Source organism: Thalassobaculum salexigens DSM 19539, assembly GCF_000423805.1.
In the GTDB taxonomy this organism is placed as follows: Bacteria; Pseudomonadota; Alphaproteobacteria; order Thalassobaculales; family Thalassobaculaceae; genus Thalassobaculum; species Thalassobaculum litoreum.
Genome location: NZ_KE384094.1, coordinates 838,314 through 859,126 on the forward strand (window position 1 = coordinate 838,314; position 20,813 = coordinate 859,126).

Genomic DNA, 20,813 nt, shown 5'->3' on the forward strand with positions numbered 1-20,813 from the left:
CTGCGGTGCCGCAAGCGCGGGAGGCGGTGTACCGTCGGGCGAGCAACCGTGAAGGTACCCGCCATGACCTGGATAAAGACGGTCCCCTACGACGACGCCACCGGCCGCCTGAAGACCCTGTACGACCGGGTGAAGGGGCCGGGGGACAACGTCGACAACATCATGATGGCGCATTCGCTGCGGCCGCACTCGATGGAGGGGCATATGCACCTCTACAAGTACGTGCTGCACCATGCCGCCAACACGGTGCCCAAGCACTTCCTGGAGACCATCGGCGTGCAGGTCAGCCTGCTGAACGGCTGCTCCTACTGCGTGGAGCATCACTTCCAGGGGCTGCGACGGCTGCTCGATGACGACGGCCGGGCGAACGAGATCCGCGGCGCGCTGGAGGCCGGCGATCCGGGCCCGGCCTTCGACGCCAAGCACCGGGCCGCCCTGCGCTATGCCGAGCACCTGACCCGCGACCCGGCGACCATGACCGCCGACATGGTGGAGGAGATGCGCTCGGCCGGCTGGGACGACGGCGAGATCCTGGAGATCAACCAGGTCACCGCGTATTTCAGCTACGCCAACCGCACGGTGCTCGGCCTGGGCGTGAACACCGAGGGCGACATCCTCGGCCTGTCACCCGGCGAGAACGACGATCCGGAGAATTGGAGCCACGGGTAGCGGCAGGCCGACGCCCGTGTTCCGCACCGGCCTTACGCCAACACCTCTTCCAGCGCCGCCAGCAGGGCGTCGGTATCCTCCGCCCGGCCGGTGGTGATGCGGATATAGCCCTCGTAGCCCGGCGCCATCAGGCGGCCGATCATGATGCCGCGCTTCTCCAGCTCGGCGACCACCTCGGCGGCCGGCTTCGGGGTCTTCGACGACAGGTAGTTGCCGACGCTGGGGAACGACTCGCATCCGAGCCTGGCCAGCCCCGCCTCCAGGCGCTGACGCTCCACGAAGGTGCGCTGCACGATCGACTTCATATGCGCCTGATCGCCCAGCGCCGCCAGCGCGCCGGCCTGGGCCACCGCGTTCACGTTGAAGGTGCTGCGGACCTTCTGGAACCAGCCGGCGACCTCGTCCGACCCGCACAGACCGTAGCCGACCCGCATGCCGGCCAGGCCGTAGGCCTTGGAGAAGGTGCGGAAGGCGACCCACGGCACGTTGGTGACCTCGGCCATGGCCGCCAGATGGTCGGAGCCGCCGCCATGGATGCCATACTCGTAATACGCCTCGTCCAGCACCAGCAGGGTGGTCGGCGGAAGGGCCTTGGCGAAGGACACCACCTCCTCGGTGCTCAGGATCCCGCCGGTCGGGTTGTTCGGCGTGGCCAGGAACACGATGCGCGTACGGTCGGTCACCGCGGCCAGCATCCCCTCGGTATCGGCGGCGCCGTCCTGGCGCACCTTGACCGCGACCAGGGAGGCGCCGTTCACCGCCGCGGTCTTGTTGTAGCTCGGAAAGGACGGCACCGGCACCAGCACCTCGTCGCCCGGCGACAGCACGATGCGGCCGGCGGCGACGATCAGCTCGTCGGAGCCGTTGGCCAGCACGATGCGGTTCTGCGGATGGCCGGTATGGTCGGCCAGAGCGGCCGTCAGGTCGCGCCACACCGGGTCCGGGTAGTAGTTCACCCGGGTCGCCGCCTCCTGCATCGCCGCGATCGCCTTGGGCGACGGCGGGAAGGGCGATTCGTTCAGGTTCATGCGCCGGATGGCGGCCGGATCGATCCCCGATTTGGAATCCCGCTGGATCGGCGGCTGGCCGGCGGGCGGCATGGCACGAATGAAGGGCTTCGCAACACTCTGCGCGGGTTCGGCATCGGCCATGTACGGGTCTCCTGGTCTGGCGGGCGGCAGAGATTAGCGTGATTTGATCGCGCTGTGCATCACCTCGCGGCACCTGCGACGGCTGCCCCTCTCGTTATTGCCGCGCGCTGCCGATAAGCTGAGGCCATGACCGCTGAGCCGATCGATGACCCCGCCGAGGCCACGCGTCCGGATGCGCTGACCCGGGCGCTGATCCTGACGACGCTGACCATGGTGACCGCGCTGTACGCGATGACGGTCACCATCGCCAACGTGTCGCTGCCGCAGATGCAGGGGGCGCTGTCGGCCACCACCGACCAGATCGCCCTGGTGGTGACCTTCAACATCATCGCCACGGCGGTCGCCACGCCGATGACCGGCTGGCTCGCCGCCCGGTTCTCGCGGCGTACGATCCTGTTGTGGGGGGTCAGCGGGTTCACCGTCGCCTCCCTGGCCTGCGGGCTGGCGCCGACGCTGGAGCTGCTGGTGGTGGCGCGCGTCTTCCAGGGCGCGTTCGGCGCGCCGCTGGTGCCGCTCAGCCAGGCCATCGTCATGGACAGCTACCCCAAGCATCAGCAGGGCTCGGCCATGGCGATCTTCGGCATGGGCGTGGTGCTCGGCCCGGTGCTGGCCCCGACCATCGGCGGCTACCTGTCCGAGGTCTATAACTGGCGCTGGGTGTTCTTCATGATCGTGCCCTGCGGTCTCGCGGCGCTCGCCGGGGTGGCGATCTATATCCAGGACCGCTCCAAGGCGGGCTCCAACTACCTCGACTGGACCGGCTTCCTGACCCTGGCGATGTTCATCGCGGCCTTCCAGTTCATGTTGGACCAGGGCGAGCGGCTGGACTGGTTCGACAGCGCGACGATCCTGCTCTGCGGCGCGGTCGCGGCGCTGATGCTGTACCTGTTCATCGCCCACTCGCTCACCGCCGAGCGGCCGTTCCTCGATCCCAAGCTGCTGCTGGACCGCAACTACGCCATCGGCCTGCTGCTGGTCTTCGTCTTCGGCATGCTGAACTTCACGCCGATGACCCTGCTGCCGGCCCTGCTGCAGGGGGTGCGGGGCTATCCGGATTCGATCATCGGGGTGGTCCTGGGCGCCCGCGGGGTGGGAACGCTGGTCGGGTTCTTCTTCATGTTCTGGGGCAGCAAGCTCGACCCCAGACCGACCCTGGCCGCCGGCTTCGCGCTGCAGGGCATCGCCGGCTGGTACATGTCCCAGTTCAGCATCAACCTGACCACCTTCGACGTGCTGTGGACCAGTGCGCTCCAGGGGCTCGGCGTCGGGCTGGTCTGGGTGCCGTTGACCGTCGTCAGCTTCAACACCCTGCCGCGGGAGAAGACGTCGGAGGCGACGGCGATCTTCCATCTGGTGCGGAACTTCGGCAGTTCGATCTACATCTCGATCGCCATCTCCATCGCCCTGAACAGCGCCCGGGTGAACTACGCGGAGATGACGGCCCATGCGCGGCCGACCAACGAGGCGCTGCAGTTCCAGGATTCCCTGTTCCGGGTGTGGTCGCTGGACGGGGCCGGCGCGCTGGCGGGCCTGTCCGGCGAAATGGCCCGGCAGGCGGCGATGATCGGGTATTTGAACTCGTTCTACGCCTTCACGCTGACGTCCTTCGCCGTGCTCCCGCTGATGCTGCTGATCAGGCTGCGGCGATAGCGGGCTCTTTCCTTTTGGATTGTCATCCCGGACGAGACCGGACCCGATCCGGACTCGGGCCGGGACCGGGCCGCAGCCCTTCTGGGTCCCGGCCGACCTCCGGGTCGAGCCCGGCCCCGGATCAGGTCCGGGGTCACCGGGATGACGGTGAAAATTTACGAGCGCCACGGCCCCAGCCGCAGCGCCGCCACGATGAACATGCCGTAGAACGCCATCGCCGCGGCCACCACGGCGAAGACCGCCTGCGGGGTGGCGGCGTCGGTCGCGACCAGGGCGGTGCCGCCGGCCACCACGATCAGCAGCCGCAGCAGCGTGCCGACCACCGGCCAGACCATGGAGCCGAGACCCTGGCTGGCGAAATACAGGCACAGCCCCAGGCCGAAGAAGGCGTAGAACGGCCCGACGATGCCCAGATAGGTCGCGACCGCGGCCAGGGTCTCGGGGTCCCGGGTGAACAGCCCGCCCCAGAGATCCGGGGCCACCGACCCGATCAGACCGATGCTGCCGACGATACAGGCCGCCATCGCCCCGCCGGTCCACGCGACGCGGATCGCGCGCTGCCGCCGGCCGGCGCCGACATTGACCCCGACCATGGCGATCAGCGCCCCGCCCACCCCGAAGATCACCGGGATCATCAGCAGCTCCAGCCGCGCCCCGATGCCGTAACCGGCGAGCCAGTGGGTCCCGAGCCGGCCGATGATCGCGGTCACGATCAGCGCCATGGAGATCGTCAGGGCCGACTGGGTCGCCGCCAGGGTTCCCTGGCGCAGCAACGGGACGAGCACCCGGCCGGTCACCGGCCCGGGCTTCACCAGCACCGCCGCACGGCCGCTCAGCAGCCAGGCCGACAGGCCAAGGGTCCCGAAGAGATAGGCCAGCGGCATGGCGAGCCCCGCTCCGGCGATGCCGAGCCCCGCCGGGAAGATCAGCACCCAGGCGATCACCGCATGCAACACCAGCACGCAGCCGAGCGCGATCGCCGGCCGGATCGTGTCTCCCGATCCGCGCAGCAGGCTGGCGAGCACGTTGAACTGCCACAGGGTGAAGATGCCGGCGGCCAGGCGGTCGCCGTACAGGTCGGCCGCCTCCAGCACCACCCCCTCGCCGCCGAGCAGACCGTAGAGCGCGCGGCCGAAGCCGAGGATCGCCAGCGCCATGACGGTGGCCAGCGCCAGGGCGATCAGCACCGCCGCGCGCAGGATCTCCTGCGCCCGCGCGTCGTCGTCCGCGCCGAGCGCGCGGGCGGTCGCTCCGGCGACCACGCCGCCGATGGCGCCGCCCGACAGCATGTTGGTGAGCATCAGCAGCGGAAACACCAGGGCGACGCCGGCCAGCTCCACCGTGCCGAGCCAGCCGAGATAGGCGCCCTCCACCACGCTCATCCCCGACTGCAGGAAGGAGGCGGCGATGTTGGGGACCGCGAGGACGGCCAGGGTCTTCAGGATCGGCCCGTCCAGCAGCCGGGTCCGGCGCGCGTCGCTCACGTCGTGTCCTTCATGTGCGAGAACCGCCCCAGGGCTTAAGGGCAAGGCGTTATGATTTCCAAGCATCCGTCATCCCGGACGGCCCCGGATCTGATCCGGGGGCGGACCGGAACCCAGCACCCTCCCAATCTAGGTCCCGGTCGACCCCCGGGTCGAGCCCGGGGCTCGCCGGGATGACGATGAAATGGGCAAAAAGGACCTCGACCCGAGTGGCTCGAAGGCTGTTCTACCGGCCCGTCGCCTTGAACGCCTTCTCCAAGGCGCGGAAGGTCAGCAGGATGGACGCATGGCGGTTGGTGAACGCCTTTGCCGGCAGCAGGGCGGAGAGCGCCTCGAACCGACCGTCGGGCGCCGGCCCGTCCCGCTTCAGCATCGCCTCCAGCGTGATCGCCGCCGCGCGCACCTCGGCCACCGATGCGCCGACCACCGCGCCGCCGACCGCCGAGGCGGCGGCGGAGCCGAGCGCGCAGGCCTCCACCCGCTGTCCGTAATCGGCGACCGTGTCGCCGTCGAAGCGCACCTGGATCGCCACCCGGCTGCCGCAGGCCCGGCTGACCGCCGAGGTCTCGGCATCGGGCGCGGCGACCACATGACCGTCGCGGGCGATGGTGTCGGCGAGGTCGAGCAGCCGGTCCTGATAGACGCTGTCCAGAGTGGGGGCCAGCGTGGGGGCCGGGGTCGAGGACTGCGCCGCCATGGCCGCGCCTATGCCGCGTCGAGTTCGGCCCGCGCCCGGTCCTTGATCGCCGTCAGCATGGCGCCGAGCCCGTTCTTGCGGGTCGGCGACAGGTGGGCGTCGAGGCCGATGGCCGGGATGAAGTCGGGCTCGGTCGCGGCGATCTCCCGCGGCGTGCGGTTCGAGTACACCCGCAGCAGCAGCGCAATGATGCCGGAGACGATGGCCGCGTCGCTGATGGCGTGGAACACCAGCCGCTCGCCCCGCTTCTCGCCGACCAGCCAGACCTGGCTCTGGCAGCCCTTCAGCTTGAACTCGTCGCGCTTGTACGCTTCGTCCAGCGGCGGAAGCTTGCGGCCGAGATCGATCAGGTACTCGTAGCGCTGCATCCAGTCGTCGAAGAAGGCGAACTCGTCGATGAGCTCTTCCTGCTCCTCGTGGATCGAACGCTCGGGTGCAGGGTCGGGCGCGTCGGGGGTCATCTTGTCCATGCCCAGGATTTGGCGCGTTGCGGTGCGGCTGTCAACGAACAGCCCCTCAGGTCAGCGCGCCGCGGGCGGCCACCGGCCACAGGCACTCCACATGACCGCTCTCCAGCCCGCCGCGCACGCCGACATACCAGTCGTACAGGTTGACCGTGGGATCCACGTGGCCCGGCACCAGCCAGACCCGGTCGCCCAGCCCGGCCGGCGGGGCGCCGGCGCCGAGCGACAGCTTGCCATGCTCGTCCGACGCGGAGACGAAGGTCGTGTCCGCGCGCTGCCAGACCTCGGGCAGCCCGCTGTCCACCGACGACGCCTTGAGCCCGGCATCGACCACCGCCCGACCGGGAACGACGGCGCTCATCACCGTGGAAGCGATGAACAGGGCGTGCTCGAACTCCAGCCCTTCGGAGCCGTCGTCCTTGAGGTTGCGGCCGTAGTCGGCATCCATCAGGCAGTAGGAGCCGGGCTGCAGCTCGTTCCACAGCCCGGTGCCGGTCTCGAAGCGGAAGGTGCCGGAGCCCGCCCCGCCGATGGTGCGGCATTCCAGGCCGGCGGCGGCGAGCGCATCGACGGTCGCCTCGACCAGGTCGGAGGCCTTGGCGATGGCGGCGTGACGTTCGCGATAGCCGCGGATGTGCTGGGCGGCGCCGTGATAGGCCTGGATGCCGTCGAAGACCAGACCGTCGGCCGCCGCGATCCGCTGGGCCAGTTCGACCGCCGGCGTGCCGGGGGCGACGCCGCAGCGCGCCGCGCCCACGTCGATCTCGACCAGCACATGGAGCGTCGTCCCGTATGTCCGCGCGGCGGCGGCATAGGCGTCGACCTGCAGCGGGTCGTCGGCGCAGACGCCGATGCGCGCCCGTCGGGCCAGGGCGGCCAGACGCGCGACCTTGGCCTCGCCGACCACCTGGTTGGAGACCAGCACGTCGTCGATGCCGCCATCGACCAGCACCTCGGCCTCGCCGACCTTCTGACAGCACTGGCCGACGGCGCCGCGTTCCATCTGCAGGCGGGCGATCATCGGCGACTTGTGGGTCTTGGCGTGCGGCCGGATGCGCACGCCGGTTTCCTTGGCGAAGGCCGCCATCCGGTCGAGGTTGCGCTCGAAGGCGTCCAGATCGATCACCAGGGCGGGCGTGTCGATCGCACCGGCCGGATCTCCGACACGGGCTGGCGGCGGCGTGGTCATGATGAAGGCTCCCGGTGACGAAAGAGGGGACCACTGTCGTCCGCCAGACGGCCCAGGGCAAGACGGGGAGCGCTTCTATCCTCTTTCACTCACCTCCCGTCATCCCGGTGGCCTCCGGAGAGGACGACCGGGACCCAGTACCTTCGGCTACGGCTAGGTCCCGGCCGATCCCCGGGTCAAGCCCGGGCTTCGCCGGGATGACGGGGAACGGTATGTGACAGACAAGAAGATGTCCTTGCACCCACCTTCCAACCGCCCATTAAAAAAGCCCGCCCTTCGGTGGAAAGGCGGGCCCGAGGGCCGGTCCGTACGCTCCGTGATCGGCGCACGAACCGGTCCTGTAGGAAAGAACGAGACCCTTTTGATCAGGGGCGCTGCAGTCGCGCTATTTCGTCCTTGATGGCTAGCTTCTGACGTTTCAGGTCATGTATCGCGACTTCGTCCGGCAACGGTCGTCCGGACTCATTGTCCAGCTTCTCTTCAAGCGAGGCGTGGCGCACTTGCAGGGAGTGGATCCGATCAGTCGCTGTCATACGATCCTCCTTTCGACGTCTCCGGGTGCGTGTCTGCCGCCCGGAACCAAAAGCGTACCCTTCCCAGTTAGGTGCGCAACAATGAACTCTCAACCCCTTGAAGTTTTGACGGAAAGTTACCAGAAGCCCATTACGTGAATAAGGTCTCCAGGCCGAGCGCGATGGCCAAGATCCGGTCATCCGCCAGGGTTTCTCCCATGATCATCAGGCCCACCGGGGCCGCCCCCTCATCCTGCACGGGGATGGTCGCGGCACAGCGGTCGAGGAAGTTGCCGACGGAGCAGTTCCGCAGCATGGCCATGTTCACCGCGCCGTAGACCGCGTCGTCGGCCGCCAGCTCCTCGATCGGCGGGGCGATGCGCGGGGTGGTCGGCATCAGCACCGCGTCGAAGGCGGAGGTCTTGGCCGCGACTCGGGCCTGGATGTCGGCCCTGGCGTTCACCAGGCTGTAGTAATCGGCTGCCGACTGCTCGCTCGCCCGGCGCATGCGGGAAATGACACGCGGATCGAAGGCGTCCGGATCGCGCAGGATGTGCCGCTCGTGCAGGGCGTAGCTCTCCGGCGCGGTGAACCCGCCCTTGGCGTTGACCACCGGCAGTTCCAGCAGCTCCGGCAGGGCGAGGTCGACGATGGTCGCCCCGGCCTCCGAGATCCGGCTCAGGGCCGCCTGGAACGCCGCCGCCGTCGGCTCGTCCAGATCGTCGAGCACGAACTCCTTCGGCACGGCCAGGCGCAGACCCTTCACCGGCAGGGCCGGGATCGCCCGCCTCGGCTCGCCGGCCAGCACCTGATGCACCCGCACGCAGCAGTCCATGGTCGGCGCCAGGGGGCCGATGCTGTCCAGGCTGGTGGACAGCGGCACCGCCCCGTCGATCGGCACCCGGCTCTGGGTCGGCTTGAAGCCGGCCAGACCGCAGAGCCCGGACGGGATGCGCACCGAGCCGCCGGTATCGGTGCCGAGACCGACCGTCGCCATGCCGTCGGTCACACTGACCGCCGCCCCGGAGGAGGAGCCGCCGGGAATGCGCTTCGAGGCCCGGTCCCAGGCATTGGCCGGGGTGCCGTAATGCGGATTGATGCCGAGGCCGGAATAGGCGAACTCGGTCATGTTGGTGCGGCCGACCAGCACCGCCCCGGCGGCGCGCAGCCGGGCGATGACCGGGGCGTCGGCCTCGGCCGGCGGCTCGGAGGCCAGCACCTTGGAGCCGGCGGTGGTCACCGCGCCCTTCACGTCGAACAGGTCCTTCACCGAGATCGGCAGGCCTTCCAGCGGCCGCGGCGGCACGCCGGCCTTGCGCAGGCCGTCGCTCGCCACCGCTTCGGCGCGGGCGCTGTCCTCCATCAGGGACAGGAAGACCCGTGCGCCCTCGCCGGAGGCGTCCTTCGCCCGTTCCAGTGCGGTGTCGAGCAGGGCGGAGGCGGTGGTCTGGCCGGTATCGAGTGCGGTGAGGATCTCGGCGATCGGGGTTTTCGGTGCGAAGGTCATGGGTCAGCTCACCACGGGCAGGGTTTCGATGTCATAGGCATGGGCCAAGCTGCGGCCGTTCGCCGGGTCGGTGATGGAGATCGCCAGGCGGTCGGCCGGTCGGATGCCGCCGGTGACCGGCACGGTGCCGCACAGCATGACGGTGCCGGGCTTCAGCCCACCATAACCGTCCACCAGGTCCTTCAGCGGCCGGATCAGGGCGAACGTGCCGGTCTGATACGGCTCCTCCGCCCCCTTGATAGTCGCCGTCGCCTCCAGCACCAGCGCGTCCAGATCGTCGTCCAGCGAGACCGGCCAGGCGGTGCTGCCCAGCACCTTGGGACACATCTGCTTGGAGACGGCGATGGAGTAGGTCTCCACCTTGCGGTCGGTATGGTCGGAGCCGACGGTCAGGTACAGGCCGCTCTCGGTCGCCACCAGCACCGGCTCGACCTCGCCGGAGCTGTCGCCGCCGATCACCTGAACATGGTCGCTCTGGATGAGCTGCTCCACCGCGCAGCGGTAATACAGCGGCACCGTGCTCGGTCCCGGCACGCCGATCTCGGCCAGTTCCTCGATGTGATGGTCGATCGCCGCCTTGTCGCGACCGGTCCAGCCGGCGATGACGCAGTCCGTCACCGCCACCTCGACCGGACCGTCCGGGGTTTCGAACCGCAGTACCTGGGCTCCCATGCATGCCTCCCGTTTGAATGCGCGGGGACGATAGCTGCCGTCTGGGCATCGCGGAAGATCCGGATAAGGGGATGTGTCGGCGCGGACGGGTGATCTACCCTGCCGCCATGTCAAGCGTACCCCCGACCACCGCCGCCGCGCCCGCCCGGAACCCGTCGCAGGACACCCTGCGCGCGGTGCTGTTCATGCTGCTGGCGATCAACCTGCTGCCGTTCATGAACGTCGCGGCCAAATTCCTGTCCGGCGACTACCACACGGTTCAGGTGGTCTGGGCACGCTATACTGGACATCTGGTCTTCGTCGTTCTGATGTTCATGCCGCGCCGCGGGCTGTCCCTGTTCAAGGCGAGCAGGCCGGGCATCCACATCATCCGCTCGGTGCTGATGTTCGTGGCGACGGTCTGCTTCTTCACCGCCCTGCGCTTCATCGAGGTGCCGGTGGCGAGCGCCATCAACTTCACCTCGCCGCTGATCGTCACGGCACTGGCCGCCCCGTTCCTCGGCGAGGCGGTGGGCATCCGGCGCTGGACCGCGGTGGCGGTCGGCTTCGCCGGTGCGCTGATCATCATCCGGCCGGGCGGCGGCGAGACCCACTGGGCCATGTTCCTGGTCCTGGGCACGGCGCTCTGCTACGCCACCTACCAGATCTACACCCGCAAGTTCTCCGCCGCCGATTCGCCGGAGACCTCGATCACCTACATCGCCGTGGTCGGGGCGGTGATCTCCTCCATCGCCCTGCCGTTCTACTGGGTGACGCCGGTCTCCGTCCTCGATGCCGGGCTGTTCGCCCTGCTCGGCTTCATCGGCGGGCTCGGCCATTATTTCGTGATCCGGGCGTTCCAGTACGGCGAGGCCTCGGTGCTGGCGCCGTTCAACTACGGCCAGCTCGTGATGGCGATCATCCTCAGCTTCTTCGTGTTCGGCACCTTCCCCGACATCTGGACCTTCGTCGGCGGCGGAATCATCATCTCCAGCGGGCTCTACATCACCTATCGGGAGACCCTGCGCGGCAGGAAGCCGACGGCGCCCCCCTCGCCCAATCAGGCCTGATCGAGAGAGTCGGCGAGGGCCTGCCCGACCTGCGCCATCAGCGGCCGCCAGGGTTCAACCTGGGTCTTGCGGAAGCTGCGCACGGTCGGGAAGCCGGGGAACCGGTCCGTGCCGTATTCCAGGAAGACCGGCGTGTTGTAGAGCAGCCACACCGGCTTGCCGAGAGCCGCCGCGATCCAGCCGACGGTACTGGACGGGCAGATCACAAGGTCCAGCGCCTCGACCAGGGCGAACACGCCGTCGATGTCGTTGGTGGTGTCGAGCCCGTCGATCAGGCTGACATTGGCGCCGGACGCCGTCAGCTCCTCGCGCCAGCCGATGCCGTATTGCAGGGAGACGAACCGGGCGCCGCCGACCTTCAGCACCTCCTCGAACGGCCCCAGGCCCGGGTAATGCGGCAGGCGGAAGGTGGTCAGCCGCCGGCTGCGCCAGGCCACGCCGATCTTCGGCCCGTCACCGAGGGCCGCCAGCCGCTCGCGCATCTCCGCCACCCGGTCGGGATCGGCCTTCAGCCACGGCCGCGCGGCCGCATCGGCCTGGGCGACGGTGCCCCGGTAGCGCGACAGCAGCAGCGCGCCGTCGGCATAGGCGTCGGGCCGGTAGTCGGGCGGCACCCAGTCGTACAGATGCTCGGGCGCGTTGCGGTCGCCGACGCGGTGATAGGCGTGGACATAGGCATCGGGGAAGCTGCGGCGCATCAGTTCCTGGATCCGCTGATCGCACTCGATCACCACCCGGCCCACGTCGCGGGCGGCATCGTCGATGCAACAGGCATGCAGCAGCTCGTCCCCCACGCCCTGGTCGGCGGCGATCAGCAGGGTGGTATCCTTCGACGGGACGCCGTTCCACAGTCGGATGGACGGATCGCGCCGCACGGCACTCGGCTTCTGCCGCAACTGGCTGTAGCCGTCCCAGCCCGCGGCCATCTCGCCGACCGCAAGCAGCTGGATTCCCAGCCGGAAGCGGTAGTGCGGCTGTCCCGGCGACACCGTGAGGGCTTCCCGCATCCAGCGCACCGCCTCGTCCGGCGCGCCGGCGGCGAACGCCGCTTCCGACAGGCCGGCATAGGCGGAGGCCAGGTCGGGCTGCAGGGTGCGGGCCCTCCGGAAGCCGGTGCGGGCCTCGGCGATCTTCAACCGGCCGACCTGCAGCCAGGCCAGATGGTTGTAGGCATCGTGGTGGCCGGGAAGAATTACCGCGGCGGCACGGAAGGCCCGCATCGCCGCATCGCCCTGCTCGATCTCCATCAGGCCGAGGGCATGGGACACCCAGCGGTCGGCCTTGGCGGGTGCGGCGATCAGCGCCCGGTGCCGGGCGGACTCGCAGGCCTTCAGGTCGGAGACCGCCTGCAGGTGGTTGCCGAGCCGCGTCCAGGCCTCGTCGCTCGCCGGGGCCAGGACGGCCGCCCGACGCAGCATCGCCACGCCTTCGGCCCGGCGCTCGCCCGTGGCCAGGATTCCCCCCAGACTGGCCAGGGTGTCGGACAGCAGCGGATCGCGCGCCAGGGCGGCCTCGTAGGCCAGGACGGCCTCGTCATGGCGTCCCAGTCCGTGCAGCACCACCCCGAGCGCGTGCCGGTAGGAGGCTTCCTGCGGCCGGGCCTCGGCGGCGCCGGTGATCATCTGCGCGGCGGCCTCCGCCCGCCCGCTCTGATGCAGCGCCATCCCGAGCCGGTACAGCAGGTCCGGATGCTTCGGATTGGACTTGAGCAGATGGGCGTAGAGCACGATGGCCTGCTCCAGATGTCCGGCCAGGTGGAGGGCGGTGGCGCGCTCCAGGATCTGTTGCGGTGTTTCCATATCAGGCGTCGATGCCGCCCTCGACCATGTCGGCGCTCAGCGGCTCGCCCCGGGTCAGGTCGCGGGTCGCCCGGCGGCCGAGTACGGTCTCGTAATGCTTCGGCGCCAGGCCGTTGCTGGGTCGGATGGACCGGATGTTCCGGGCCGTCAGTTCGGCACCGGCGGGAACGTCTTCCACGACATAGAGCGAGCGGCGGAACTTCAGCCCCGCCTCCTCCGACCTGGTCGGCCGGTAGGCCGGCGCGCCCAGTGCGGCATGGGCCATGCGGGTGTCGCGCACCAGCCGGGCCAGTTCGTCCGGCTCCAGGGAGAAGGCGCTGTCCACGCCGCCATCGGCCCGGGCCAGGGTGACATGCTTCTCGATCAGGCAGGCGCCCATGGCGACCGACAGGGTGGCGATGGTGGTGTCCATGGTGTGGTCCGACAGGCCGGTGACCACGCCCAGCTTGTCGGCCAGATCCGCGATGGTGCGCAGGTTGGTCTCGTCCGCCGGTGCCGGATAGGCGCTGACGCAGTGCAGCACGACGATCTGCTCGGCCCCGGCGTCGCGCGCGGCGTCGACCGCCTCGCGGATCTCCTCCAGGCTGCCCATGCCGGTGGACAGGATCATCGGCTTGCCGGTCGCCGCCACCCGCCGGATCAGCGGCAGGTCCACCAGTTCCTGGGACGCGACCTTGTAGGCCGGCGCGCCCAGGCTCTCCAGCAGGTCGATGGCGGTCGGATCGAACGGGGTGGAGAACACCGTGATCCCCAGCGCGCGCGCCTTGTCGAAGATCGGGCCGTGCCAGTCCCAGGGGGTATGGGCCTCCTCGTACAGCTCGTGCAGGCGGCGGCCGTCCCACAGCCCGCCATGGATCAGGAACTCGGGTCCGTCATGGTCGAGCGTGATGGTGTCGGCGGTGTAGGTCTGCAGCTTCACCGCATCCGCGCCGGCGGCCTTGGCCGCTTCGAGAATGCGGAAAGCGCGGTTGATGTCGCCGTTGTGGTTGCCCGACATCTCCGCGACGATATACGGCGGGTGGTCGGGACCGACCGGCCGTCCGGCTATGCTAAACTCGCCTTGCACCCAACGCGTCCTCCGACCGGGCAGTTCCAGTGATTCGGCCGCCAGACGATACTCTCCCCGCCGCCGCAAATGAAGCAGCACCGACCGTCGCCTCCCTGAAGGGCGAGCGGCTGGTGATCCGCGCGGACGCGGACGGCCGGATCGGCATGGGCCATGTGATGCGCTGCCTGGCGCTCGCCCAGAGCTGGATCGGCTTCGGCGGCACCGTGCGGCTGGCCTGCACCGCCGTGCCGCCCGCCATTGCCGAACGCTATCACGCCGAGGGGGCGGAGGTCGTGCTGCACGACCGCTGGCCACCGCAGGATCTGGTGGACGACGCAGCCGCCGTGGTGGTCGACGGGCTGGAGATCGCCGACGCCGACCTTGCGGCTCTCGCCGAGGAGGCGCCGCCGCTGGCGATCATCGACGACATGGGCCATCGCCCGGCCTATCCCGGCGCGCTGGTGGTGAACCAGAACCTGCACGCCTCCCATCGGCTCTATGCCGGCAAGTCCGATGCCCGGCTTTGTCTCGGACCCGGCTGGGGACTGCTGCGCCGGGAGTTCCGACCGACCGGCGCCGAGCCCCGCCCCATGCCGGACTTCGCGTCCCGCCTGCTGGTCCTGATGGGCGGTGCCGACCCCAAGGGATACAGCGCCCTCGCCCTGGACGCCGTGGCGGCGGCGGCGGAGAGGATTCCGAGCGAGCCGGAGGTGATCCTGGTCGTGGGTGCCGCCAACCCGGCCCTGCCCGACCTGGAGCGCCGCGCCGCGCTGCTGCCGGTCCGCATCGATGTCCGCCACGATGTGCGCGACATGGCGGGTCTGCTCGGGTCGGTCGACCTTGCCGTCTCGGCCGCCGGATCCACCGTACTGGAGATGGCGGTGCTGGGGGTGCCGATGATCATCGGCGCCCAGAACGAGAGCGAGGTCGGGCCCGCCGCCGCGCTGGCCAGGACGGGAGCGGCGGTCGATATCGGACCGCTGGAGGATCTGGATCCCGCCGTGCTGGTAGAGACCGTCACCGCCTTGGCGCTCGATCCGGAACGCCGCAGCAAGCTGGCCGAAAACGCCCGCACCCTGGTCGACGGGCTGGGAGCGGACCGGGTCGCCGCCACCATCGCCGGCCTGCTGCCGGATCAGCGCGGCAATTCGTAGTCGAGAAGACCGTCCCGCTCCGCCACCTGTTCGAAGCCACAGGCCTCGAACGCCTTCCGGCTCGCCTGATTGTCTTGCTTGATCGCCGCCCGGATCGGTGCGTCGGGCCAGAGCGACTGCGCCTCCTCCACAGCCGCCGCCACGAGAGCGGCGCCGCGCCGCCGGCCCCTTGCCTCGGGGGCGACGGTGACGGAGATCTCCACCGCTCCATCCTCGTGCCGCACCGCGGAGGTGGTGCCGACCGTCTCCTCGTCCTCCAGGCCGATCCAAACCTGCCGATTCGGGTCGTCGAGCACCCGCGACAGCCAGGCGGCGTGCTCCTGCTGGGTGACGGCGTCGCCGTTGCGGGAATTGGCCCGGGTCAGCGGATCGTTGCGCCAGGCCAGCAGATCCTCTGAATCTTCCGAGGTAATGGGGCGCAGCGTGATGTCGGAGGCATCGGTCATGCTTCCAGCCTAACCGCTATTCGGCGCCGGGGCGACGGCGGCATGCTACCGTCAGTTCCGCCACCGAGACCGCCCTTGGGAGATGCCGTGACCGTTGCCGCCGTGATTCAGGCCCGCATGACCTCCACCCGCCTGCCGGGCAAGGTGCTGTTGCCGGCGGCGGGGCGACCGATGCTGGCCCACCAGATCGACCGGGTGCGGCGGGCGACAACGGTCGGCACGGTCTGCATCGCCACCACCACGAACGCCGATGACGACCCGGTGGCCGCCCTGGCCGAGGCCGAGGGTGTGGCCGTGTTCCGCGGCTCGGAGCCGGACGTGCTCGACCGCTTCGTGGGCGCGGCGGAGAGTGTCGGCGCCGAGACCGTCGTGCGGCTCACCGGCGACTGCCCGCTGACCGATCCCGCCCTGATCGACGCGGTGGTCGGCACCTTCCGCGACAGCGACCCGCCGGCGGACTACGCCACCAACAGCTTCCCGCGCACCTGGCCGATCGGGCTCGACGTCGAGGTCGCCTCCATGGCCGCCCTGCGCCTCGCCAACGAAGAGGCGGGCGACTCCTACGACCGCGAGCACGTGATGCCGTTCCTCTACCGCCAGCCGGAGCGGTTCCGCATCGCCCGCTACCCCTCCGCCCTCGATCTCAGCGGCTATCGCTGGACCCTGGACGAGCGGTCCGACTACGAGCTGCTGGTGCGGATACTGGAGGCGCTGCTGCCGGAAAATCCCGGCTTCGGCTGGCGCGACGTTATCGCGCTGCTGGACGCGCACCCGGATTGGCGCACACTGAACGCCGGCGTCGGGCAGAAGCAGCGGCGCTACGAGGACAGGATCTCGGGAGGATCGACATGACGACGAGCTGGCGCACCGAACAGGAGGCGTTCTGGAGCGGCGCGTTCGGCGACGACTATGTCGATCGCAACCAGGGGGCCTCCCTGCTGGCCTCGCGCACCCATCTGTTCTCCAACGCCCTGAAGCGGGCCGGAGGCGTGGCCTCGGCGGTGGAGTTCGGTCCCAATGTCGGCATCAACCTGGTCGCCCTGCGCCACCTGCTGCCGCAGATCGCGCTGTCGGCCATCGAGATCAACGCAAAGGCGGTGGAGGTGCTGCGCACGCTGCCCGGCGTGGCGGTGCATCACGGCTCGATCCTGGAGAAACACCCGGTCGAGGTCAGCGAGCTCGCCTTCTGCTCCGGCGTGCTCATCCACATCAATCCGGACGCCCTGCCGACCGTGTACGACAACCTCTACGCCGCGTCGTCCCGGCTGATCCTGCTGTCGGAATACTACAACCCCAGTCCCGCCGCGATCCCGTACCGGGGCCACCAGGACCGATTGTTCAAGCGCGATTTCGCCGGCGAGATGATGGACCGCTTCCCCGACCTGCGGCTGGTGGATTACGGTTTCCAGTACCATCGCGATCCGGCCTTCCCGGCCGACGACGTCACCTGGTTCCTGATGGAAAAAACTGGCGAAAAGGCCGGCGCCTGAACCCACGGCGCCGGACACATCATGCCCGATCTCCCGCTTCCCGAGCTGTCGCTGGCACTGCTCGTCGCCTTCGCCTTTGCCGTCGGCGGCGGGGTCAAGGGCATCGTCGGCCTCGGCCTGCCGACCATCGCCATGGCCATCCTGGCCAATGTGGTCAGCCTGCGCACGGCCATCGGCATCCTGATCATCCCGCTGCTGATCTCCAACCTGTGGCAGATCATCCAGGTCGGCGCCGTGGGCACCCTGGCGAAGCGGTTCGGCCTGCTGAACGCGGCGGCGGCGGTGGGTCTGTGGATCGGCACCGAGATCCTGTTCTCGGTCGATCCGAAATGGATGCAGATCGCGCTGGGCTGCCTGCTGATCGCCAATGCCGGAATGCAGGTGCTTGGCGGCATGCCGGTGATCCCGCAACGCCGGGAACTCGCCCTGTCGGTGCCCGTCGGCCTCGTCTCCGGCGTCATCGGCGGGATGACCGGTAGCCAGGGGATCGTGATCGCGGTCTATCTCGCCAGCCTGAACCTGACCCGTGACGAATATGTGCAGGGGGTGGGGCTGTCGTTCTTCCTGACCGGGCTGGTCTGGGTGGTGGCCATCTGGGCCAATGGCGGGATCACCGTGGAGACCCTGCCGCTGTCGGCGGTGGCGCTGGTGGCGGCGCTGGCGGCGATGGCGATCGGCACCCGCATCCGCGCCCACCTGCCCCAGGCCCGTTTCCGCCAGGCGGTGTTCATCGCCATGGCCCTGATGGGCGCCAACCTGATCCGCAAGGCGGTGTGGGGGTGAATGTCCGCCCCTTCTGACCCGTCATCCCGAACTTGTTTCGGGATGACAGTCGGGGGAAACGGAAGTGGCTTACCCCTCGCCCTCGAAGCAGACGTTCTCCAGCGGCTCGCCGGTGACAAACCGGTCGAGCTGCTTGGCCACGAACAGCCAGCGCCGGGTGGTCATCGGCTCGGTCCAGGCCGAGTTGTGCGGCGACAGGATCACGTTATCCAGCTTCTGGAACGGAAACTTCGACGGCCAGGGGTTCGGGTCGTCCTTCGAGGGATAGACGTACCAGACGTCGATGATGCCGCCGCGAATGCGCTTCGAGGACAGCGCCTCGTACAGGGCGGCCTCGTCGATCACCTCGCCGCGGCCGACATTGCTGATCACCGCGTCCGGCTTCATGGCCTTGAACTGGGCCGCGCCGATCATGCCGCGGGTCACGTCGTCCAGCGGCGCGCAGACGATCACGAAATCGCTCTCCGCGCACAGCCGGTCGAGCCCGTCATCCACCGTCCAGTAGGCGTCGACCAGGTCGCCCTCGTCCCGGACGGTGCGGCTGACCGCCAGCACTTTCATGTCGAACGCCTTGCAGCGCCGGGCGACCTCGCGGCCGATATGGCCGTAGCCGACGATGCCGACCGTGCAGCCGCGCATCTCGCGATGCATCGGCCCGGCGGAGATCGAGCGGCCGTTATAGGATTTCGCCACCATCATCGGATGGGTGTCGCGCATCAGCCCGGTCTGGAATTCCAGCATGCCGGCCAGGATATGCTCGGCGATGGTGGTCTCGTGCTCGTGGGTGTTGCAGAACAGCACGCCCTTGGGCAGCTCGGGCGGGGTGATCCAGTCGTAGCCGGTGAACGGGATCTGAAAGAGCTTCAGACGGTTGGTCGCCGGGAATTTCAGCCCCCGGCCGCCGCCGACGATCACGTCCGCCTCCGGCAGCAGCTCCTGCAGGCGCTCCGGCTCCTCCGCCATGTCGCAGCAGACGAAACGCAGATCGGACTCGGTATTTTCGGCCAGAAAATCGGCGCGGCGGATCGAGTTCTTGCCGGTCAGCAGAACGGTGGGCGCTTCGCTCACGATGGACCTCGATTGGAGTTTGCAGAACGGAACGGGACGGACGGGCGCCCCGGTAGGCACGGCGGAAGGGAGCTTGTGTATGCGGGGCGGCTTTGTCTAGCCTTTGCCGGCTCCGCGCACCACCCTAGGCGCCGGATGCCGCCCTTTTTCTGGAGGATTCCCGCATGCCTGACGGATTTGACCCGAACGCCGATTGGGTCGGTTACGAACGCGCGCCCATGAAGCTGGGGGCGGTGGCCTGCGGCAATCCCGACGCGGCCGAGGCCGGCGTGGAGATCCTGGAGCGCGGCGGCAACGCCATCGACGCGGTGATCGCCACCGCCTTCGCCATGGGCGTGGTCGAGCCGCTGGACAGCGGCCTGGGGGCCGGCGGGTTCATGACCGTACATCATGCGCGGACCAAGACCACGACCACCTTCGACTTCATGGGCACCGCCCCGGTCAACGCCAAGTACGAGCTGTTCCAGTCGGTCAATCCGCTGGGCGACTACACCATCCTGGTCAAGGACAAGGCCAACGAGATCGGCCACCGCTCGGTCGCGGTACCCGGGGCGGCCGCCGGCCTGTGCCGGGCGCTCGACACCTTCGGTCGGATGCCGCTGAAGTCGGTGATGGCGCCGGCGATCCGCCTCGCCTATGACGGCTTCGACGTGGCGCCCAAGGCCGCGCTGCGGATGTCGCGCAGCAAGGACATGCTGTCCTACATGCCGGCCACGGCGGCGATGCTGCTCAAGCCGGACGGCGGCCTGTTCCAGGCCGGCGACCGCATGGACATGTCGGATTACGGGGCGAGCCTTGAGCTGATCGCCGATGAAGGGCCGCGCGCGCTCTACGAGGGCGAACTCGGGGCCAAGATCGTCGCCGAGATGGAGGCCCATGGCGGCTTCCTCACCGCCGACGATCTCGCCGGCTACCACGTGGTGCGCCGGCCGGCCGCCGGCGGGCAGTACCGGGGCCGCCGGATCGCCACCATGGGGCCGCCCTCGACCGGCTTCATGGTCGCCAAGGGCCTCGCCGCCCTGGACGCCGCGGGCGTCCCGGAGGACGCGCACGGCCGCACCAAGGCGTTGGCCGAGGCCATGCTGGCGATGTTCAACGCCCGACGCCGCGGGCTGGGCGATCCCGCCTTCGTGCCGTCTCCCATCGCGCCGGGCGGCGAGAGTACGGAGACCACGAGCCTCTGCGCCATGGACGCCATCGGCAACGCCGCCTGCATCACCTTCTCCAACAACAACCACTCCGCGGTGGTGGTGCCGGGCACGGGGATCCTGCTGAACAACCAGATGCGGCTGTTCCACGCCTGGGAGGGCAGCGCCAACTCGGTGGTCGGCGGCAAACGGCCGGCGTCGTCGATGATGCCGACCCTGCTGTTCGAGGGGAACCGGGCGGCAATGGCGATCGGCGCCTCGGGAGCGACCCGCATCGTCACCGCCCTGATGCAGATCCTGTTCCACCATCTCGGCCGCGACATTCCGCTGGAGAAGGCGGTGCGCGAGGCGCGCGTGCATGCGGAAGAGGACAGCATGATGTGCGACCCGGACATCGCCGACACCGCCCGTGCGGTGGCCGGGGAACTGGGCCTGACTCTGTCTGTGAACCCGGTGCGCGACCCGATGATGGCGGTCTGCCAGACGATCTCGGTCGACGCGGACGGCATGGCGGTGGCGGTCGGCGATCCCCGCGCGCGGGCGCAGGGGCGGGTTGTGTAGGTCTCCAGCGTCCTTGACCCGTCTTCCCGGCCCTGCACCGGGACCGAGACAAACGCCTGCTGGAGCGACGGAGGCAAATCGCCCGGCGCTCCAGCGGCACCCACCCTGGGCCCCGGCACGAGGCCGGGGAGACGGAAAGGAACGGAGAATTGGGGATAGCGGACGAAACCGCTGCCCCCTGCACGGAACGGTCTTCCCGGCCCTGCGCCGGGACCGAGAGAAGCGCTTGCTGGAGCGACGGAGGCAAATCGCCCAGCGCTCCAGCGGCACCC

General features: G+C 69.3%; 20 protein-coding genes. 8 read left to right on the forward strand and 12 right to left on the reverse strand.

What is annotated here, in order from left to right:
* Positions 1-63 precede the first annotated feature (63 nt).
* Entirely contained in the window at positions 64-669 is a 606-nt protein-coding gene (locus G578_RS0119130) for a carboxymuconolactone decarboxylase family protein (RefSeq protein WP_028795620.1), read from the forward strand.
* A gap of 32 nt (positions 670-701) precedes the next feature.
* Here G578_RS0119130 and hisC read toward each other — a convergent pair whose 3' ends face one another.
* Entirely contained in the window at positions 702-1,820 is a 1,119-nt protein-coding gene (gene hisC, locus G578_RS27105; RefSeq protein ID WP_051245015.1) for a histidinol-phosphate transaminase, read from the reverse strand.
* A 126-nt stretch (positions 1,821-1,946) separates the two neighbouring features.
* On the opposite strand from hisC, the gene G578_RS0119140 reads away from it, so the two are divergent.
* Entirely contained in the window at positions 1,947-3,470 is a 1,524-nt protein-coding gene (locus G578_RS0119140) for a DHA2 family efflux MFS transporter permease subunit (RefSeq protein WP_051245016.1), read from the forward strand.
* Positions 3,471-3,625: 155 nt separating this feature from the next.
* Here the strand turns inward: G578_RS0119140 and G578_RS0119145 are convergent, their stop codons facing one another.
* From G578_RS0119145 to G578_RS0119175, 7 genes are all read right to left on the reverse strand, one after another.
* Positions 3,626-4,954: an MATE family efflux transporter gene (locus G578_RS0119145; RefSeq protein WP_028795622.1), complete on the reverse strand. Its 1,329-nt coding sequence runs from the start codon at positions 4,952-4,954 to the stop codon at positions 3,626-3,628.
* A gap of 226 nt (positions 4,955-5,180) precedes the next feature.
* On the reverse strand, positions 5,181-5,651 hold the full coding sequence (locus G578_RS0119150; RefSeq protein WP_051245017.1) for an iron-sulfur cluster assembly scaffold protein: 471 nt from the start codon (positions 5,649-5,651) through the stop codon (positions 5,181-5,183).
* Positions 5,652-5,659: 8 nt separating this feature from the next.
* Positions 5,660-6,121 carry a SufE family protein gene (locus G578_RS0119155; RefSeq protein ID WP_156907389.1) on the reverse strand — a complete coding sequence of 154 codons (462 nt, stop codon included), beginning with the start codon at positions 6,119-6,121 and terminating at the stop codon, positions 5,660-5,662.
* 46 nt (positions 6,122-6,167) lie between these two features.
* Positions 6,168-7,304, reverse strand: coding sequence for a DSD1 family PLP-dependent enzyme (locus G578_RS0119160; protein ID WP_028795625.1), 1,137 nt, complete (start codon positions 7,302-7,304; stop codon positions 6,168-6,170).
* 365 nt (positions 7,305-7,669) lie between these two features.
* Positions 7,670-7,837 carry a YdcH family protein gene (locus tag G578_RS29205; protein WP_084619024.1) on the reverse strand — a complete coding sequence of 56 codons (168 nt, stop codon included), beginning with the start codon at positions 7,835-7,837 and terminating at the stop codon, positions 7,670-7,672.
* A gap of 130 nt (positions 7,838-7,967) precedes the next feature.
* Positions 7,968-9,323, reverse strand: a complete 1,356-nt coding sequence (locus G578_RS0119170) for an amidase (RefSeq protein ID WP_051245018.1) — start codon at positions 9,321-9,323, stop codon at positions 7,968-7,970.
* Positions 9,324-9,326: 3 nt separating this feature from the next.
* Complete coding sequence (locus tag G578_RS0119175; protein WP_084619025.1) at positions 9,327-9,995, reverse strand: DUF2848 domain-containing protein; 669 nt, start codon at positions 9,993-9,995, stop codon at positions 9,327-9,329.
* 107 nt (positions 9,996-10,102) lie between these two features.
* Here G578_RS0119175 and G578_RS0119180 point away from each other — a divergent pair, with 107 nt between their 5' ends.
* Positions 10,103-11,044, forward strand: a complete 942-nt coding sequence (locus tag G578_RS0119180; protein ID WP_169400885.1) for a DMT family transporter — start codon at positions 10,103-10,105, stop codon at positions 11,042-11,044.
* Here the strand turns inward: G578_RS0119180 and G578_RS0119185 are convergent.
* Together G578_RS0119185 and pseI are read right to left on the reverse strand one after the other, a co-directional pair.
* Positions 11,035-12,843 (reverse strand): tetratricopeptide repeat protein, encoded by a 1,809-nt coding sequence (locus G578_RS0119185; protein ID WP_028795629.1) that lies wholly within the window; start codon positions 12,841-12,843, stop codon positions 11,035-11,037. The two genes, G578_RS0119180 and G578_RS0119185, sit on opposite strands and share 10 nt — an antisense overlap.
* A gap of 1 nt (position 12,844) precedes the next feature.
* On the reverse strand, positions 12,845-13,909 hold the full coding sequence (gene pseI / locus G578_RS0119190; RefSeq protein WP_028795827.1) for a pseudaminic acid synthase: 1,065 nt from the start codon (positions 13,907-13,909) through the stop codon (positions 12,845-12,847).
* 113 nt (positions 13,910-14,022) lie between these two features.
* Between pseI and G578_RS0119200 the strand changes: the two genes are divergently transcribed.
* Positions 14,023-15,045 carry a PseG/SpsG family protein gene (locus G578_RS0119200; RefSeq protein ID WP_051245020.1) on the forward strand — a complete coding sequence of 341 codons (1,023 nt, stop codon included), beginning with the start codon at positions 14,023-14,025 and terminating at the stop codon, positions 15,043-15,045.
* Here G578_RS0119200 and G578_RS28675 read toward each other — a convergent pair.
* Entirely contained in the window at positions 15,027-15,491 is a 465-nt protein-coding gene (locus G578_RS28675; RefSeq protein WP_051245021.1) for a GNAT family N-acetyltransferase, read from the reverse strand. The genes G578_RS0119200 and G578_RS28675 overlap by 19 nt on opposite strands.
* 87 nt (positions 15,492-15,578) lie before the next feature.
* Between G578_RS28675 and G578_RS0119210 the strand changes: the two genes are divergently transcribed.
* The 3 genes from G578_RS0119210 to G578_RS0119220 are packed head-to-tail and all read left to right on the forward strand — an operon-like array spanning position 15,579 to position 17,764.
* Entirely contained in the window at positions 15,579-16,343 is a 765-nt protein-coding gene (locus G578_RS0119210) for a cytidylyltransferase domain-containing protein (protein WP_028795631.1), read from the forward strand.
* Positions 16,340-16,981: a pseudaminic acid biosynthesis-associated methylase gene (locus G578_RS0119215; protein WP_028795632.1), complete on the forward strand. Its 642-nt coding sequence runs from the start codon at positions 16,340-16,342 to the stop codon at positions 16,979-16,981. Before G578_RS0119210 ends, G578_RS0119215 begins: the two co-directional genes overlap by 4 nt.
* A gap of 21 nt (positions 16,982-17,002) precedes the next feature.
* A complete protein-coding gene (locus G578_RS0119220; RefSeq protein ID WP_028795633.1) occupies positions 17,003-17,764 on the forward strand; it encodes a sulfite exporter TauE/SafE family protein in 762 nt (253 codons plus the stop codon).
* Between the two features lie 69 nt (positions 17,765-17,833).
* Here the strand turns inward: G578_RS0119220 and G578_RS27115 are convergent, their stop codons facing one another.
* Positions 17,834-18,832 (reverse strand): 2-hydroxyacid dehydrogenase, encoded by a 999-nt coding sequence (locus tag G578_RS27115; RefSeq protein WP_051245023.1) that lies wholly within the window; start codon positions 18,830-18,832, stop codon positions 17,834-17,836.
* 164 nt (positions 18,833-18,996) lie between these two features.
* On the opposite strand from G578_RS27115, the gene G578_RS0119230 reads away from it, so the two are divergent.
* A complete protein-coding gene (locus G578_RS0119230; protein ID WP_028795634.1) occupies positions 18,997-20,541 on the forward strand; it encodes a gamma-glutamyltransferase family protein in 1,545 nt (514 codons plus the stop codon).
* The last annotated feature ends 272 nt before the right edge of the window (positions 20,542-20,813 follow it).